Source organism: Shinella sp. OV683 (assembly GCF_057787725.1).
The window spans coordinates 271,677-287,758 of sequence record NZ_JBYMED010000002.1; the positions used below are offsets into that span (position 1 = coordinate 271,677).

Genomic DNA, 16,082 nt, shown 5'->3' on the forward strand with positions numbered 1-16,082 from the left:
CGATGGGATTCCCGCTGCTTAGTCTCATCGTGTTCACGCCCGTCGCAGGGGCAGCGGTTCTGCTGTTTCTCCGCAGCGACGATGCGGTGCGGTGGACTGCGCTGGGTATCACCGTCCTCGACCTTGCTCTCTGCATCACTATGCTGGTCAACTTTGACACCACGACCCGCGCAATGCAGTTCACCGAGACACACCCGTGGGTGCCCGTGCTCGGGATCACTTATGCGCTTGGCATCGACGGAATCAGCGCGCTCTTCGTTTTCCTGACCGCGCTGTTGGGCTCGGTCTGCGTGCTCGCCTCATGGGTCGCGATCGACCGCAAGGTGAAGGCGTTCATGATCAGTCTTCTGGTCATGCAGGCGCTGATGCTAGGGGTGTTCTGCGCGCTCGACCTGTTCTTGTTCTACGTCTTCTGGGAGGCGATGCTGATCCCGATGTACCTGATCATCGGCGTCTGGGGCGGCGACGGCCGGGTCTATGCGGCGTTCAAGTTCTTCCTCTATACGCTGGCGGGCAGCGTCCTGTTCCTGATCGGTCTCATCGTGCTCTATTTCAACGGCGGCGAGACTTTCGACATCCTCGCCCTCACAGCGCAGGATTTGCCGTTCCGGGTCCAGTCCTGGCTGTTCTTCGCCTTCCTGATCGCCTTCGCGGTTAAGGTGCCGATGGTGCCGGTCCATACCTGGTTGCCGGACGCCCATGTGCAGGCACCGACTGCGGGTAGCATCATCCTCGCCGGAGTGCTCCTGAAGATGGGTGCCTACGGATTCCTGCGGTTCTCGCTGCCGATGCTGCCGGCGGCATCGGTATATTATTCGACACTGATGCTGGCGCTTTCGGGGCTTGCGATCGTCTATGGCGGGTTGCTCGCGCTGGCGCAGGACGACCTCAAGAAGCTGGTTGCCTATTCGAGCATCAGCCACATGGGCTTCGTGACAATGGGGATTTTCGCGCTGAACCTCCGCGGGCTCGAGGGCGGCATCCTGCAAATGTTCAATCACGGCGTGACGACGGGTGCCCTATTTCTGTTCGTCGGCCTGATCTACGAGCGGACCCACACCCGCAGCATCGCCGACTACGGCGGGCTGATGAAGGTGGCGCCGGTCTATACCGCGTTTCTTGCCTTGTTCATTCTGTCATCGATGGCGCTGCCGGGAACGAATTCGTTCGTGGGCGAGTTGCTCGTGCTGTCGGGCGGGTTTGCGGCCAACCTGGCCGTCGGCGCGACCGCCGTTTTGGGCGCATTGCTGGGCGCGGCCTATCTACTTGGCATGTATGGGAAAGTCGCGCTTGGTCCGGCCAGCGACGGCGCCCGGTTCAAGATACGTGACGTAAATGCCCGCGAGATGGCTGCGATCCTGCCGCTGGCCGTCTTCGTCCTCTGGGTCGGGCTCTATCCGAAGCCGTTTCTCAACATCATCGACGCCTCGGTGAAGCATCTGCTGGTGCGCGTGCACGGTCAAGGGGGCGGCCCATGACCGCCACCGCGCTTTTCCAGTCGATCCTGGCGAGCCTGCCCGAAATCGTGGTGGTGACTGGGGCCTGCATCCTGCTGATCCTGGGACAGTTTGTGCGAAAGGGGCAGGAACATTTCCTTGTCTGGGCTTCCGTCGCGGTCGTGCTGATTGCCGCCTCGGCGACACTCACGCTGGCGAGCGAGGTGCGGCCGGCCTATGCGGGCATGTTCATCGCCGACCGCTTCGCGATCTTCTTCAAGTACGTGTTCTACCTAGCCACCGTTCTGACATTCCTCCTTTCGCGGAAATATGCCGATATCGAAGGGATCGGGAGCAGCGAATACTATGTTTTGCTGCTCTTCGCGCTTTCGGGAATGATGATCATGGCCTCGGCGACCGATCTCCTGTCGATCTATGTGGGCCTCGAACTGATGGTGCTCTGCACCTATGTGCTGACCGGCTTCCTGCGGCGTGAGCGACGGTCGAACGAAGCGGCGCTGAAATATGTGATCCTTGGATCGGTCTCGACCGGGATTTTCCTTTACGGTGTTTCGCTGGTCTACGGGCTCACCGGCACGACGCAGCTGGACGGGATGGCTGCGGCGGTGACCGGCGATCCGCTCGATCCCGGATTGCTGCTGGCGGTGGTCTTCATCGTCGCGGGGCTGGTCTTCAAGGTCGGCGCAGTCCCGTTCCATATGTGGGTGCCGGACGTCTATGAGGGAGCGCCGACGACGATCACCGCCTTCATGTCGGTAGGCCCCAAGGCGGCGGGGTTCGCGGTGATCCTCAGGGTGTTCCTCAACCCTCTGGTCGCAGCCTCGGACGTTTGGATCATCGTCGCGGCGATCGCGGTGGTGACCATGGCGCTCGGCAGTTTCGTCGCGCTGGTGCAGGATAATTTCAAGCGCCTCTTGGCCTATTCCAGCATCGCCCATGCCGGGTTCGCCCTTTTCGGCGTGGTGGCCGGCGGTGCGGACGGGATCGCCAGCGTGATGCTCTACCTGCTGATCTACTCTTTGATGAATCTCGGCATTTTCGGCATCGTCATCATGATGCGGAACGGCGATTTCTCGGGCGAGGTTATCGAAGACTACGGGGGTTTCGCCAAGTCGCATCCCGGGCTGGCGCTTTTGATGCTGCTTTATCTGTTCTCGCTGGCCGGCATTCCGCCGACGGCCGGGTTCTTCGCCAAGTTCTATGTGCTGGTCGCCCTCGTCGAGCGAGGTTTCGTCATGTTGGCGGTGATCGCAGTGCTGCTGAGCGTTGTCGCCGCCTACTTTTACATCCGCATCGTCATGGTGATCTACATGCGCGAGCCGGAGAGCACGTTCGACCCGGCGCTGACGCCCTTGGTGCGCGCCACGCTGGCCTTCACCGCCGCCGGCACCATCGGCATCGGCCTATTTCCGGCGTCGTTTCTGAGGCTTGCTCAGCATTCGGTGTTTGGCGGCTGATCGATTGGATTTGCAATGACCTGCCCAACGGAATAAACTGGCAGTTCAAGAAAGGATCGCCCAAGCCGCTTCCCGGGGCGACCGCATTACCGGTCCCGAACGGGGTCGGTCGCGGCCTGAGGAAGGCCCCGGTGGGTGACCGGTGCAATGCGTTATGACTGCAATGGAATTTTTGCCGGTTCTTTTCATGGTCGCCGGAGTTGTTCTGGTGGCGGGAGCGACGCTTTTTGTCTCCTCGCTCCTGCGCCCATCCAATCCCTATCCCGCGAAGAACATGCCGTATGAATGCGGCATGGACGCGGCGGGCGAGGCCGCCGGGGGGCGCTTCAGAGTGCCGTTCTTTATCCTCGCGATCCTGCTGGTCGTCTTCGATGTCGAGACGATGTTCCTCTTTCCCTGGGCCGTCGTCCTGAAAGACATCGGGGTGGTCGGCTATGTCGAGATGTTCGTCTTCATATTGCTGCTTCTCGTGGGCTTTGCCTACGCCTGGCTGAAGGGAGCGCTGGAATGGGAGGAGTAAACAACGCGATCCGCGACAGCGTGCTGTTCACCACGGCCGAAACTGTCATCAATTGGAGCCGAAAGTCGGCGCTGTGGCCTGAGACCTTCGGCATTGCCTGCTGCGCCATCGAGATGATCTCGGCCGGTTGTGCACGCTATGATCTCGACCGGTTCGGCGTGGTGTTCCGGCCATCGCCCCGCCAGTCCGACGTGATGATCATTGCCGGCACAATAACGCGGAAGTTCGCGCCTGTGGTGCGCCGGCTCTACGACCAGATGCCGGAGCCTCGCTGGGTTATCGCCATGGGCACCTGCGCCATCTCGGGCGGGGTCTACAATACCTATGCCGTGGTTCAGGGGGCGGAAACATTCGTGCCGGTGGACGTGCACGTGCCCGGCTGCCCGCCAAGACCCGAGGCGCTGATGCACGGCTTCCTCCTGCTTCAAGAGAAGATCAAGAGGTCCCGCGCGCTGGCCGGGACGCCTCTGGATCGGGTTGCAGTGTCATGAGTGTGGAGCCGTCTCTCAATCGCGCTCTGATCATGGAGCGTTTCGGGGGAGCAATCGAGGACCTCGGCGCAGCGCACGGCATTGACGTCTTTGCTGTTCCACCTGAGAAGATCGTTGAGTTCTGCCGGTTTCTGAAAGAACACCCGGCGCTGCAATTCAATTTCCTCTCGGACATCTGCGGCGTTGATCATTACCCCGAAACGCCGCGCTACGAGGCAGTGTACCACCTCTATTCGCTGCCGAACAAATGGCGAGTCCGTATCAAGTGCCGGCTTGGCGATCCCCCGCAAGTTCCCTCGGTCACGATGGTGTGGCGCACCGCCAACTGGCATGAGCGCGAGGCCTGGGACATGTACGGCATCCGGTTCGAGGGGCATCCCGATCTGCGCCGGATCTACATGTGGGAAGGCTTCGAGGGCTTTCCCCAGCGCAAGGATTTTCCGCTGCGGGGCTACAAGGACGAGTTGAACCCCTTTGGTGCTGAAGGTCCGCCGCCAACACAGCCCGATCTTGCCACCCGAGACATCCCAGGAGGCCGCTCTACGCCGGAAAATTGAGATGACCGAAGTCACGGAACTGAGCAGGCCGGAAGGCGAAGCGCTCAATACCAAGGAGGTGCTTCTCAACCTCGGCCCACAGCACCCCAGCACGCATGGGGTTCTTCGGCTCGTCCTGGAACTGGATGGCGAGTACGTCGAGCGCCTGGATCCGCATATCGGCTACCTCCACCGCGGCACCGAAAAACTGGCGGAGAGCTTCACCTATACACAGATTTTCCCGCTGACGGACCGGCTCGATTATCTCTGTCCGCCCTCGAACAACCTGGCCTTCGCGCTGGCCGTGGAAAAACTCCTGGGTATCGAAGCGCCGATCCGTGCGCAATATATCCGGGTGCTGATGGCCGAACTGGCACGGATCTCCGGTCATCTCCTGATCACCGGCGCGCTGCCGCTAGACCTGGGCGCCATGACCGCGTTGCTCTACGTCATGCGCGAGCGCGAAATGATCATGGACCTGTTGGAGATGATCAGCGGGGCAAGGATGCACACGTCCTTCTGCCGGGTCGGCGGTGTGCGCGAGGATCTGCCCGACGGGTTCTTCCCCAAGATCCGGGAGTTTTGTGACATCTTCCCGAACCGGATCCGCGACTATGAACGGCTAGTCGACAACAACCGGGTGTTCCTGAAGCGCACGCAGGGGATCGGCGTGATCTCCGCAGAGGGCGGTATCGATCTCGGCCTGAGCGGCCCGAACCTGCGCGCCTCGGGCGTCGATTGGGACATCCGCCGTGACGAGCCCTACGAGATCTATGGCCGGCTTGATTTCAACGTCATTACCCGCACAGAGGGCGATTGCTACGCACGCTGGCGATGCCGCGTCGATGAGATGCGCGAGAGCGTCCGGATCATCGAGCAATGCCTCGATCAGATGCCCGAGGGCCCGTTCCAGATCGACATGCCGACAATCGCCTTCCCGGTGGACAAGGATCGGGTGCACTGCTCGATGGAGGCGTTGATCCAGCATTTCGACCTGTCGGCCTATGGCTTCAAGGTGCCGAAGGGCGAGGTCTATTCGGCGATCGAGGCGCCAAAGGGCGAGCTGGGCTTCTACATCATCAGCGACGGGTCGCCAAAACCGTTCCGCATGAAGGTACGGGCGCCCTCGTTCGTCAACCTTCAGGCACTCTTCGGGGTCACAAACGCCCGCTATCTGGCTGACATGATCGCCGTGCTCGGCAGCCTCGACCCGGTGATGGCGGAGGTGGACAAGTAACAGGGATTTGGAAGCGATGACCATGCGCGAAAAGATCGAAGAGGCTGCGGCGCGGTATCCCGACCAGCGCTCGGCGATCATGCCAGCACTTCTGATCGCGCAGAGAGAGCATGGCCATCTGCCTGGTCCGGTGCTGGAAGAGGTCGCCGGCATTCTCGGAGTCGAGCGAATCTGGGTCTATGAGCTGGCGACCTTTTACACACTCTTCCATACCGAGCCGGTGGGCATGTTCCATCTGCAACTCTGTGACAATGTTTCCTGCATGCTGTGCGGATCCGAGGACCTGCTGAAATACCTGGAAACGGTGCTGGGCATAAAGAAGGGAGACACCACTCCGGACGGGCTGTTCACGCTTTCCACCGTCGAGTGCCTCGGCGCCTGTGAGATGGCTCCGGTGATGCAAGTCAGCGACGATTACCACGGCGACCTTGACGTCGCACGGATCGACGCGCTTCTGGACAGGTTGCGGACGAAAGCCGGGCAAACGACTGGCGTCGAACTCGCCCCCGCAGGGTCGCCGGGAGAATAGCGCCATGTTCGAACAGATCCTCCTCAGGAATGTCGATAACCCCGACGGCCATCTCATTTCCACCTACGAGGCCGGCGGAGGCTACCGGGCTCTGGCCAAGGCGCTCCGTGAATACACGCCTGACGCGCTCGTCGAACTCGTCAAGCATTCCAACCTGCGCGGTCGCGGCGGCGCCGGATTCCCTACGGGCATGAAATGGAGTTTCGTGCCGAAGCGGGCCGATAAACCGACATATCTCTGCTGCAACGCCGACGAGGGCGAGCCGGGCACCTTCAAGGACCGGATCCTCATGGAGCGCGACCCGCACCAGCTCATCGAGGGGCTGGCGGTAAGCGCCTACGCGATTGGGGCTAAAACCGCGTATGTCTACATCCGCGGAGAATATGTCACGGCGATCCGTCGCCTGGAGCAGGCGATCTCCGAGGCTCACGCAAAGGGTTATCTGGGAACGAGCATTCTGGGCTCGGATTTCGATTTCGCCGTCCACCTCCACTGCGGAGCCGGAGCCTATATCTGCGGCGAGGAGACTGCCATGCTGGAGTCGCTCGAGGGCAAGCGGGCGCAGCCGCGATTGAAGCCGCCGTTTCCAGCCGTGGCCGGGCTCTACGCCAGCCCTACAGTGATCAACAATGTCGAGACGCTCGCTTGCGTGCCGCATATCGTCATGCGGGGGCCGGACTGGTTTCGGGGCATCGGCCCGGATAAGAGCCCCGGCCCGAAGCTCTACTGCCTCAGCGGGCAAGTGCGCAAACCCGGCCTCTACGAGTTGCCGATGGGCCTACCGCTGCGCGAACTAGTCGAGAACCACGCCGGCGGCCCGCTACCGGGACGCAGAATCAAGGCGGTGATTCCGGGCGGGGTCTCAGCCCCGGTCATCCCCGAGCACGGGTTGGAAGTGGGGATGGATTTCGACTCGCTGGCTGCCGCCGGCTCGATGCTCGGTTCGGCTGGCGTTGTCGTGATCGATGACTCGACCTGTATGGTCAGGGTCGCCACCCGGATCATCGAGTTCTTCCACCATGAGTCCTGCGGCAAGTGCACGCCTTGCAGGGAAGGATTGAACTGGGTCGTGAAGGTACTGCGCCGGATTGAGGCCGGGGACGGCGCCCCCGGCGATCTGGAGCAGCTGGAGATGCTCTGCAAAGGCATTTTCGGCAATACGTTTTGTGCCTTGGGTGACGGCGCAGCGATGGGATTGCGAGCCGCACTCGCGCATTTCCGTGACGAGTTCGTCGCCCATATCGAGGACCGGAGGTGCCCGTTTCACTGAAGGAGTGCGCTGGGATAGGACTGCGAGGAAGTATGGTTAGCGTTACGATCGATGGACAAACGCTGGAAGTTGAGGCTGGCTCGACAGTGCTGCAGGCCGCCCAACGTTTGGGCATCGACATCCCGACCTTCTGCTATCTGAAGCGGCTGCCGCCGCTGGCCTCCTGCCGCATGTGCCTGGTGGAGATCGAGGGGCAGCGGCGGCTGCAGCCTTCCTGCGCCACCGCGGTCACAGACGGCATGGTGGTGCGGGCGAACACGCCTCTGATCGAGGAAACGCGCTCGTCCATGCTCGACATGCTGCTCGCCAACCACCCCCTCGACTGCCCGATCTGCGACAAGGGCGGTGAGTGCGAGCTTCAGAACCAGGTGATGGCCTACGGGCCCCGCGAAAGCCTATTCCGCGATGACAAGCGTGTGTTCCACTCAGAGGACATCCGTCTCAGCCCGGTCATCATCATGAACGTCAACCGCTGCATCCAGTGCCAGCGCTGCGTCCGGATGTGTGAGGAGGTCGTTGGCGCGGTCGCGCTCGGCACCGTCGAAAAGGGCATGGATACCGCCGTCACCGGCTTCGAGGGCAGTCTCGCGAGTTGCGACCAGTGCGGCAATTGCGTCGAGGTGTGCCCGGTCGGCGCGCTGATGAGCTTCCCCTATCGCTACAAGGCGCGGCCCTGGGATCTGGTCGAGACCGACACGGTCTGCCCGCATTGTGGCACCGGTTGCCAGCTGACGGTGGGCACGCGCAAGGGCGAGTTCATGCGGGTGCGCTCGAAGTGGGACGAGGGAGTCAACCGCGAAACGCTCTGCGTGCGGGGACGCTTCGGCCTCGATTTTGTCGCAAGCCGGGACCGGATCAAGCGGCCAATGATCCGTCGTGATGGCGCCCTGGTTCCAGTTTCCTGGGACGAAGCGGGTGACTATCTGCGCCGGCGGCTGTCGGCTGTCGAGAGCAAGGCTGCCGGCGGGCTGGCTTCGCCACGTCTGCCCAATGAGGTGCTTTATCAGTTCCAGAAGCTGATGCGGACTGTGTTCCGGACCAACAACATTGACTGCTCGACGCGCTGGTCCACGCCCTTCGATACGCTCGGTCCGTTGGTGGCAGGCTTCTACAGCCGCACACCGCTGGACGAAGTGATCGGCAACGACTGTGTGCTCGTCGTCGGCGGCAACGTAACCGAGGGGAACCCGGTCACCGAATACCTGCTGCGGGACGGGGTGCGGCGGCGGCAGACCGAATTGCTCATGCTCTCGGCGCGGCCATCCCGTCTGGACGCCGATGCCCGGGTGGTGGTTCGCGTCCCGCCGGGCGGAGAAGCGGCGAGCCTTGCGGCAGTGGTAGCCGAGCTGATGGCGGCGGCCGGCCAGACCTTGCCGGGCGACGCTGTTGCGGACATCGGCGCGACGATCGGCAGGCCGGCGGCGAACACCGGCAGTGACGGGCCGAACCGTCTGGCCACCGCGCTCAAGGAAGGCCGCAGCGTCACGGTGCTTGTCAGCGTCGACCTTCTGAGATCTCCCGAAGCCCGCGCGACGTTGCAGCAACTCAACAACCTGCTGCGCGTTCTCCGCCTGCTCGGCAAGGATCCGGCGATGCAGTTTCTCTTCGATCGCGCCAACCAGATGGGCGCCTGGGACATGGGGGTTCTGCCGACGGCTCTGCCCGGGCTGCGGACGGTCACTGATGATGCGGCGCGCGCCACCTTTGCAGGGAACTGGAATGCCGAAATCCCGTCCGAACCCGGCGCGGGTCTCGACGCCATGCTGGAGCTCTGCGTCGGTGGGCGTATGGGCGCGCTCCACATCACCGGAGCCGACCCCCTGATCGCCTATCCCGACAGGGATCTCGTGACGCGGGCGCTTGGCGCCGCCGATCTACTAATCGTGCAGGACGCTTTCCTCACGGATACGGCGGGCCTGGCCGAGGTCGTGCTGCCTGCGGCGAGTTACGGTGAGGAAGCCGGCACGTTCACCAACAACGAGGGCCGAACCCAGAAGGTCCGCAAATTCCGCGAACCTGCCTTCGAAGCGCGGAGCAATCTGGCGATCTTCGACTTCGTCGCGGCACTCCACAACCAAGCGCTGCGGCCATCGACGCAAGACGAAATTTTCGGCGAGATAGCCAGGCTGGTTCCTGCCTATCAGGGGTTGACGCAGGACGGGCTTGGCGCCGACGGCGCGTTCACCAAGGCGGTTTCGACGCCACCGGCTGGCGAGTTCTTCTCGCCGCCGCCTGCCCCGAAAGCAGCCGACCGGCTCATGCTGATCACCGGCGACTGCCTGTTCCACAATGGGTATCTTTCCGAACGCTCGGAGATCCTGAATACGGTCGCGGATGACCCCTATGTCGAAATGAGCGTGCAGGATGCCGCACAACTTGGCCTTTCAGATCGCGATCAAGTGGTCGTGCGATCCGCTCAGGGCGAACTGACGGCAAAGCTCAAGGTCAGCAGGCGTTTTCCCAGGGGCCTCGTGTTTGTTCCCGAAAACTACAGGGCCCTGCATCTCAACGGGCTGATGCGGCGGGGTGAATATCCATGTCCCGTGGACGTTCACCAGGCCACGGCCGCCGCCCGCCTCCCCGACTCTGCGTCGAGCACTGTGGATCTTGAGCACCGTACGGCCGGTGGCTTGCCTGACCCTGCATCGCAGCCTGGCTGATGCATGTCGCCCAAAAGTGTGCAGCGGTTTTGGGATGACGACATGCACAAAAAAACAACGAGTTAAAGCGCGGCGCAAACGTTCGATTAGACGCGACGCGCTTTAGCGTAGTTAGTGATACCTGGTTCCGCTGATGTAGTCCTGCAGATCCTGCTCCGTGCGCTGCGCTTCGTCGAGTCTGTGCTTAACCACGTCGCCGATGCTGACCACGCCGACAACGTCGTCACCATCCGTGACCAGCACATGACGCGTACGCCGCTCGGTCATGATCGCCATCGCGACGGGCAGCATATCCCGTGTCGAACAGGTCGCCACATTTCGGTTCATGACATCAGCGACTCGCATCGCTGCCGCCTCGGCCCCGTGTTTCGCCACCGCGTTGCAGCAATCCCGCTCCGATAGCGAGCCCATGTTCTTGCCATTCGATTTGCGGACGACGACGAAGCCGATATTGTTGTCGCGAAACAGCCTCAAGACCTCGAGCATCGTCTGATCGGGAGTGACGGCGATGACACCGGCACCCTTGTTCTTCATGATTTCGCCGACACGCATCTGAGTCTCCTGTCTGCGCGCTCCGGCTTGACGGATAGCGCGCGTTCACGTTTTTCGGATATTCCGCCACCAGTTGTAACCCTGCGACTGGCTCGTCTCGACCACAACGCCCTGTTCGGTGTTCAGGCGCGTAGAGACTACGCCGCCGCCGGTCGCAGCCTTGCCAGGCTTGCCGAGCAGATCGTCACGTCCGATCACCAGGTCACGCGAGGAAAAGCTCGAGAATTCGTACTGCTGGCCAAGCGCGATCGCATCCGCCGGGCAGGCGTCCTCGCACAGCCCGCAGAACAGGCAGCGGGCCGTATCGATCTCGAATTTTGCCGGGTGACGGTTGCCCTTCTCGTCCTCGTAGGGGACGACTTCGATGCAGTCGCAGGGACAGATCCGCGCGCAGAGTTCGCAGGCCACGCACTTGATCTCGCCCTCTTCATCACGCGTCAGGAAGTGATGCCCGCGATAGCGCGAATAGGGCAACCATTTTTCCTTGTCCGGATACTGCATGGTCACGGATTTTGAGAACATGTAGCCGAAGGTCAGAGCCAAGGCACTCGCCAGATCGGCGAAAAACGCCCAGCCAATCCATGTTCCAATTCTGTCCTGTGCGCGCGACATCGCCGCCTCGCTACGGAGCCACCACGGCCCCTAAAAGTACGCCAGTGATGATTATGTTCGCCATCGAAAGAGGAAGCAAGACTTTCCATCCGATCGCCATCAGTTGGTCGTAGCGGTAGCGGGGGAAAGTGAAGCGGAACCAGATAAATACATAGACGAAGAATGCGACCTTGAGCAAAAACCGGAGGAGCGGTGGCAAGGGGATCAGCACGCCGTTCCAGCCGCCGAAGAAAAGGATCACCACCAAGACCGACACCAGCAACACGATGGCATATTCGCTGACCATGAAGAAGGCAAAGCGGATACCGCTGTATTCGGTATGGAAGCCGGCCCCCAGGTCGCCTTCCGCTTCCGCTAGGTCGAAGGGAATGCGCTGTGCCTCGGCCAGTCCAGCGACGAAGAACACGAAGAAGCCGACCGGTTGGAAGACGATGTTCCAGACATCGGCTTGCGCCCGCACGATGTCGAGCAGGCTCATGGATTGCGCCAACATGACCACGCCGATGACCGCGAACCCCATCGGGATCTCGTAGCTGATCATCTGCGCGCAGGTCCTGAGGCTGCCCAGGACAGCGTATTTGCTGTTAGCGGCCCAGCCGCCAAAGATGACGCCATAGACCTCAATCCCGATCACCGCGAAGACGAAAAGGAGCGCCACATTCATGTTGGAGACGTAGAGCGTGACCTCGGCGCCGAGGACCGAGACGGTTTCGCCGAAGGGAATCGCGACGAACACCACAAAGGGCGGGGCGAGCGCCAGGATTGGCGCCAGTTTGAACAGGAAGCGGTCGGCCTCGGCCGGGATGTGGTCCTCTTTGGTTAAGAGCTTGATTCCGTCCGCCACCGGCTGCAGCAGCCCGTGCCACCCCACGCGCATCGGCCCCATCCGCTGCTGGATGTGCCCGGCAATCTTGCGTTCCAGCCAGGTTAGCGGCAAGGGCAGCAACAGCAGGATCGCAATCAGAAACGCGACCTTGAAGACGATCAGGCTAAGGGCGACGATAAGCTCCATGATCCACGGCTACTTATTCATCGGGTTGAAACGCGCGCCCGGACTTTGGCTCCAGCTATACACTGAGGACTTTTGCGCACTTGTCAGGCTACATGATACAACGGCGACGCACCTCATACAATGCCATCACAGAGGTCGTATGGACTTGCTTCGGAAAAGTGGAGAGATTTTCTTGAATTGAAAGGAAACTGACCTATTGGACGTACGATCGGCGGCAGGCGCCATCGGATACGTTCGTCGATCCCTATTCCATCGTTGATGCCGAGATCAGCAATGTCATTCAACTGCCAGGCAACCAGAAGAATCCCGTTTTCATGATCTGCCTGCTTGCCAATTCAAAGAACCGCATGGGTGGCTAGGCCGGGCGAACATTCACACAATTCTCGATGCACGCCGATGGCGTCATTTTTGATGCGATGTCCAATTACGTCGTCGATCAGAACTGCGCGCCGATCGCCCATCGACCATTCACCGAGCTCAATCTCTTACGCGCATGATGTTCAAACCCTGGTGATCTCTCTTCAGTGTAGGCAGCTTATGGCAGTTGTAATCTCGGTCATTTTTTTCGCCATATTGGATAGCCCCTAGAATTGTAGACGCCGGTGTGAAATTTCATTTGTCTTGTTGAGCATAGCACTCCTCCCTAACCGGAGGAAAACTACGTCACGTCATTGGCGGGCGCATTGCCGAGCAGGACCGTTTCCTGTTCCCAGCAGGCACCGCTCTCAGTGACTCCTGAGTTCACTCGGCATCATCCCGAAATGCTGGCGGAATCTCTTCGCGAAATGCGATGTGTTCTTGAAGCCCCAGCGGAAGGCTATGTCGGTGATGATCTAGTCCCCGGTGCATGCTTGCACGCGGCCGAGGTATTGGAGCGGAAACTGATACTGCTCCGCCGGGCTGTTGTCGTAAATCGAATCCGAGCGATGGATGAAAACCCCGAATCCCATTCGCCGTCCAGGTCCCGGTTTCCGAAATCGGAGAGGTCAACCCGATGCCGCTCAATGCAGACAAATTCGGCTCACCACACCAGCCGACGACGCACAACATAAAGATACTTTTCCGACAGCTCTGAAGCGGCATTCATTGTTGCTACCAATATGCTCGACTTCTCGCGACCGACGTCTGAACCTCACAGTCAAATTTCGTCCTGAGCCACGGCTTATCAAATGGCGAACCCCCTGAAAGGTCATGAATTGCAAACCTGACGGCTTGAGGCAGTGATGAAAAGCCGGGGCCGCCCCTGCTGATGGAATGTCGGAGACGGATTAATCGCCAACATCGAACACGATCGATGCCAATGATCCCACGCTTTACAAAATGAAGGTGGTTCATGAGCGGTGATGGCAAAGGACAATCCATGAAATACTCCGATGTCAGCCATGAGCCCCCGATCGCATCAGGAAATCGTTGCTAGCCAATCCGTATTTCAAGACACTTAGGGGCCTAACTAACGGCGGGACACCGTCAGATTAGGAAATGACCCGCCTGAAACTTCGTGTCCGCGTGCCCGGTCAATACCAGCATGCTGCCATCATCTAAGGTGAAGACAGCGTCCTCGCCAGCGACCGAGAGATGGTGTTTGACGAGATCTCTCATGCTGTCGACGCCGGACACGCGGCGGAGGTCGATGACGTCGGCGCCAATGCCATCGGCGGTAAAGTCGACGATCGTGTCGGTGCCGTAGCCCTTGGCGAAAACAAAAACGTCGCTGCCGTCGCCGCCCTGGAGGCGGTCGTTGCCGGCGCGACCGTCGAGCCTATCGGCACCCATGTCGCCGTAGAGGGAATTCGCAGCCGTATTGCCGAACAGCCGGTCGCCGAACCAGCTTCCAGAGACATTCTCGATCGACACGAACGTGTCGCCCTCGGCTTCGCCGCCGCGCGCCCTGCCTTTCGCAAGGTCAACTGCCACGGCGGCGGAATTCGAATAGGAAGCGGTATCGCTTCCGAGCCCGCCATCGAGCCGGTCGGCACCGAACCCACCTTCGAGCGTGTCGTCGCCCGCGTAGCCGATGAGGCGGTTGCCGCCGGAATTGCCCGCAATGACATTAGCGAGCTCGTTGCCTCGGCCGGCGGAATCCGCGTCGCCATCCAGAATCAGGTTCTCGAAGTTGGTGCCCAGCCGCCAGTCGAGATCGGTCACGACCAGATCGGTATCCGTTCCCGATTCGACGATATTGGCGCTATCGACCCTGATGACATAGATATCGCTGCCCGACATGCCCTGGACGAAGCCGTCCATCGTGCCGCCGAGGATTTCAATCCTGTCATTGCCAGTGCCCATCAGGATATTGCCGGTCTCGTGGCCGCCCTCGTGAAGCGTGAAGGTGTCGTCGCCGGTGCCGAAATCGATCCCGCCGTCATGTTGTCCGGAGTTGCTGAATGTGTCGCTCCCGAAGCCCAGCATGATGAGGCCCTTCACAAGCCCGAAATTGGTAATGGCCTCATTGCCCGTCGAGCTCCCGATCGCGAGGTCGGCGATGATCCTGCCGGTGTTGACGATGGTATTGGTCTGGCTGGCCTGCGTGTCGATCATCAAGCCGCCATTGATGACACCGTTGTTGACGACGCTGGTCGTGCCCGGCGACGCCGAATAAATGCCCAGTGCGCCGTTCATCGTGCCGTTGTTGACGATTGCATTGTTGTTCGAGCGGCTGACCACGGAACTGAATCCGCCGATCGTGTCGTCATTGGTCAGCTTGAACGAATCCATATAGGCGTAGATACCCTCCGAAAGACCGAAAATATCGCCCGAATTGCGAATGTCGACGTCGCCCGCTCCGGGCGTGTAGATGTTGATCCCGGACGACGAGCTGCTGATCGCCCCATTGGAGCCGACCACGATCCTGTTGAGACTCCCCACGCCGAGCGCGATACCGGCTCCGCAGTCGGCCACGACATGGCCCTCGATGAAGAACGTGCGATAGTCGGCTTGCGCCGTGGCATCAATCGCGGTGCCCGTTGTCGCGACGCTGACGCCCTGCTGGACAAGCCAGACGTCGTTGGCAGTGTCGGCGGTGATCGTAGTCGTGATATCGGCGTCGATGCGGTGGAGAGTCATGATCATACCTGTTGAATGCGCAGTTCGCCGCTGAGTTGCGAACCCGCGGCACGATTGTCGTTGTTTTCACAGCACAGTGGAGCGCCGGCCGGAAAGCCAACTGGCGAATCAAACCAGCCAAGCCCTCGCACGGCATCTGCAGGACGCGCTTAACGAGACAATTATTCGCGTGCAAATAAATTTTTTGAACAAAATGTTCCGAAGTTACTCAGATTCCTCGTTCCGGCCGCGCCGGGTGACATCCGGAAAAGCCGCGCGAAAGTGTCGCTTCAGGGATTTGGGCAGTGTGGCAGTGTCGCTGCGCCGAAGGCATTTTCGCCTCCCGCTTGCATGAGAGGACCCAAACCGGCTGCTGAGAGGTTCCCTAACGTCAGTCCCGACGCAATCCACTACGAGGCTGATATGGAACCCGGTTCTTCGGCCGCGGCAGTGTTCAATAATCAATGGGATCTGGGGCAAGTTCGCCTTGAAGGGATCTGAACCTACGACGTCGACGCTTGCCCTGCTCTCGGTCGAATGCGCGGCCTATTCCCTTGATCGCGACACAACGCGCAACATGGACCGGCAGGTCAAAACTCCTGACGCCGGTGATCACCATCTCTGGGCCGTCGATGGATCGGTTGGCCTCCATGCAGTTTTCGTGGGTTTCGACTGTGAGCGTCATGACTGGGCGCGGACTTCTCCTC

General features: G+C 60.8%; 15 protein-coding genes and 1 pseudogene. 9 read left to right on the top strand and 7 right to left on the bottom strand.

Features of this window, described 5'->3' with window-relative positions:
- Positions 1-2 precede the first annotated feature (2 nt).
- From ACXHRN_RS28260 to nuoG, 9 genes are all read left to right on the top strand, one after another.
- Positions 3-1,478, top strand: a complete 1,476-nt coding sequence (locus ACXHRN_RS28260) for an NADH-quinone oxidoreductase subunit M (protein WP_488642152.1) — start codon at positions 3-5, stop codon at positions 1,476-1,478.
- Positions 1,475-2,914 carry an NADH-quinone oxidoreductase subunit N gene (locus tag ACXHRN_RS28265; protein WP_488642153.1) on the top strand — a complete coding sequence of 480 codons (1,440 nt, stop codon included), beginning with the start codon at positions 1,475-1,477 and terminating at the stop codon, positions 2,912-2,914. Before ACXHRN_RS28260 ends, ACXHRN_RS28265 begins: the two co-directional genes overlap by 4 nt.
- Before the next feature lie 154 nt (positions 2,915-3,068).
- Positions 3,069-3,434 (top strand): NADH-quinone oxidoreductase subunit A, encoded by a 366-nt coding sequence (locus ACXHRN_RS28270; protein ID WP_488642154.1) that lies wholly within the window; start codon positions 3,069-3,071, stop codon positions 3,432-3,434.
- The gene (locus tag ACXHRN_RS28275; RefSeq protein WP_488642155.1) at positions 3,422-3,925 is read left to right on the top strand and encodes a NuoB/complex I 20 kDa subunit family protein; all 504 of its coding nucleotides are present in this window, start codon (positions 3,422-3,424) and stop codon (positions 3,923-3,925) included. The genes ACXHRN_RS28270 and ACXHRN_RS28275 overlap by 13 nt, the downstream gene beginning before the upstream one ends.
- A complete protein-coding gene (locus ACXHRN_RS28280) occupies positions 3,922-4,482 on the top strand; it encodes an NADH-quinone oxidoreductase subunit C (protein ID WP_488642156.1) in 561 nt (186 codons plus the stop codon). Before ACXHRN_RS28275 ends, ACXHRN_RS28280 begins: the two co-directional genes overlap by 4 nt.
- Position 4,483: 1 nt before the next feature.
- Positions 4,484-5,698 (top strand): NADH dehydrogenase (quinone) subunit D, encoded by a 1,215-nt coding sequence (gene nuoD / locus ACXHRN_RS28285; protein WP_488642157.1) that lies wholly within the window; start codon positions 4,484-4,486, stop codon positions 5,696-5,698.
- 16 nt (positions 5,699-5,714) lie between these two features.
- Positions 5,715-6,227, top strand: coding sequence for an NADH-quinone oxidoreductase subunit NuoE (gene nuoE, locus ACXHRN_RS28290; RefSeq protein ID WP_488642158.1), 513 nt, complete (start codon positions 5,715-5,717; stop codon positions 6,225-6,227).
- Between the two features lie 4 nt (positions 6,228-6,231).
- A complete protein-coding gene (gene nuoF / locus ACXHRN_RS28295; RefSeq protein WP_488642159.1) occupies positions 6,232-7,497 on the top strand; it encodes an NADH-quinone oxidoreductase subunit NuoF in 1,266 nt (421 codons plus the stop codon).
- Positions 7,498-7,529: 32 nt separating this feature from the next.
- Positions 7,530-10,157 carry an NADH-quinone oxidoreductase subunit NuoG gene (gene nuoG, locus ACXHRN_RS28300; protein ID WP_488642160.1) on the top strand — a complete coding sequence of 876 codons (2,628 nt, stop codon included), beginning with the start codon at positions 7,530-7,532 and terminating at the stop codon, positions 10,155-10,157.
- Between the two features lie 111 nt (positions 10,158-10,268).
- On the opposite strand, the gene ACXHRN_RS28305 is transcribed toward nuoG, so the two are convergent.
- The 7 genes and pseudogenes from ACXHRN_RS28305 to ACXHRN_RS28335 all read right to left on the bottom strand — a co-directional run bounded on the left by ACXHRN_RS28305 (position 10,269) and on the right by ACXHRN_RS28335 (position 16,060).
- On the bottom strand, positions 10,269-10,709 hold the full coding sequence (locus tag ACXHRN_RS28305; protein WP_488642161.1) for a CBS domain-containing protein: 441 nt from the start codon (positions 10,707-10,709) through the stop codon (positions 10,269-10,271).
- Positions 10,710-10,754: 45 nt separating this feature from the next.
- Positions 10,755-11,321 (bottom strand): NADH-quinone oxidoreductase subunit I, encoded by a 567-nt coding sequence (locus tag ACXHRN_RS28310; protein WP_488642162.1) that lies wholly within the window; start codon positions 11,319-11,321, stop codon positions 10,755-10,757.
- A gap of 10 nt (positions 11,322-11,331) precedes the next feature.
- The gene (gene nuoH, locus ACXHRN_RS28315) at positions 11,332-12,333 is read right to left on the bottom strand and encodes an NADH-quinone oxidoreductase subunit NuoH (protein WP_488642163.1); all 1,002 of its coding nucleotides are present in this window, start codon (positions 12,331-12,333) and stop codon (positions 11,332-11,334) included.
- Between the two features lie 725 nt (positions 12,334-13,058).
- Complete coding sequence (locus tag ACXHRN_RS28320; protein ID WP_488642309.1) at positions 13,059-13,166, bottom strand: helix-turn-helix domain-containing protein; 108 nt, start codon at positions 13,164-13,166, stop codon at positions 13,059-13,061.
- Between the two features lie 3 nt (positions 13,167-13,169).
- Positions 13,170-13,283, bottom strand: a pseudogene (locus tag ACXHRN_RS28325) (HNH endonuclease); the annotation flags it as partial.
- 517 nt (positions 13,284-13,800) lie between these two features.
- A complete protein-coding gene (locus ACXHRN_RS28330; RefSeq protein WP_488642164.1) occupies positions 13,801-15,396 on the bottom strand; it encodes a calcium-binding protein in 1,596 nt (531 codons plus the stop codon).
- 433 nt (positions 15,397-15,829) lie between these two features.
- Complete coding sequence (locus ACXHRN_RS28335) at positions 15,830-16,060, bottom strand: hypothetical protein (RefSeq protein WP_488642165.1); 231 nt, start codon at positions 16,058-16,060, stop codon at positions 15,830-15,832.
- Between the last annotated feature and the right edge of the window lie 22 nt (positions 16,061-16,082).

Bases quoted from the DNA above. Each gene is read 5' to 3' on its own strand.
- ACXHRN_RS28260 (WP_488642152.1), top strand. From the start codon at position 3: ATGGGATTCCCGCTGCTTAGTCTCATCGTGTTCACGCCCGTCGCAGGG.
- ACXHRN_RS28265 (WP_488642153.1), top strand. From the start codon at position 1,475: ATGACCGCCACCGCGCTTTTCCAGTCGATCCTGGCGAGCCTGCCCGAA.
- ACXHRN_RS28270 (WP_488642154.1), top strand. From the start codon at position 3,069: ATGACTGCAATGGAATTTTTGCCGGTTCTTTTCATGGTCGCCGGAGTT.
- ACXHRN_RS28275 (WP_488642155.1), top strand. From the start codon at position 3,422: ATGGGAGGAGTAAACAACGCGATCCGCGACAGCGTGCTGTTCACCACG.
- ACXHRN_RS28280 (WP_488642156.1), top strand. From the start codon at position 3,922: ATGAGTGTGGAGCCGTCTCTCAATCGCGCTCTGATCATGGAGCGTTTC.
- nuoD (WP_488642157.1), top strand. From the start codon at position 4,484: ATGACCGAAGTCACGGAACTGAGCAGGCCGGAAGGCGAAGCGCTCAAT.
- nuoE (WP_488642158.1), top strand. From the start codon at position 5,715: ATGACCATGCGCGAAAAGATCGAAGAGGCTGCGGCGCGGTATCCCGAC.
- nuoF (WP_488642159.1), top strand. From the start codon at position 6,232: ATGTTCGAACAGATCCTCCTCAGGAATGTCGATAACCCCGACGGCCAT.
- nuoG (WP_488642160.1), top strand. From the start codon at position 7,530: ATGGTTAGCGTTACGATCGATGGACAAACGCTGGAAGTTGAGGCTGGC.
- ACXHRN_RS28305 (WP_488642161.1), bottom strand. From the start codon at position 10,709: ATGCGTGTCGGCGAAATCATGAAGAACAAGGGTGCCGGTGTCATCGCC.
- ACXHRN_RS28310 (WP_488642162.1), bottom strand. From the start codon at position 11,321: ATGTCGCGCGCACAGGACAGAATTGGAACATGGATTGGCTGGGCGTTT.
- nuoH (WP_488642163.1), bottom strand. From the start codon at position 12,333: ATGGAGCTTATCGTCGCCCTTAGCCTGATCGTCTTCAAGGTCGCGTTT.
- ACXHRN_RS28330 (WP_488642164.1), bottom strand. From the start codon at position 15,396: ATGACTCTCCACCGCATCGACGCCGATATCACGACTACGATCACCGCC.
- ACXHRN_RS28335 (WP_488642165.1), bottom strand. From the start codon at position 16,060: ATGACGCTCACAGTCGAAACCCACGAAAACTGCATGGAGGCCAACCGA.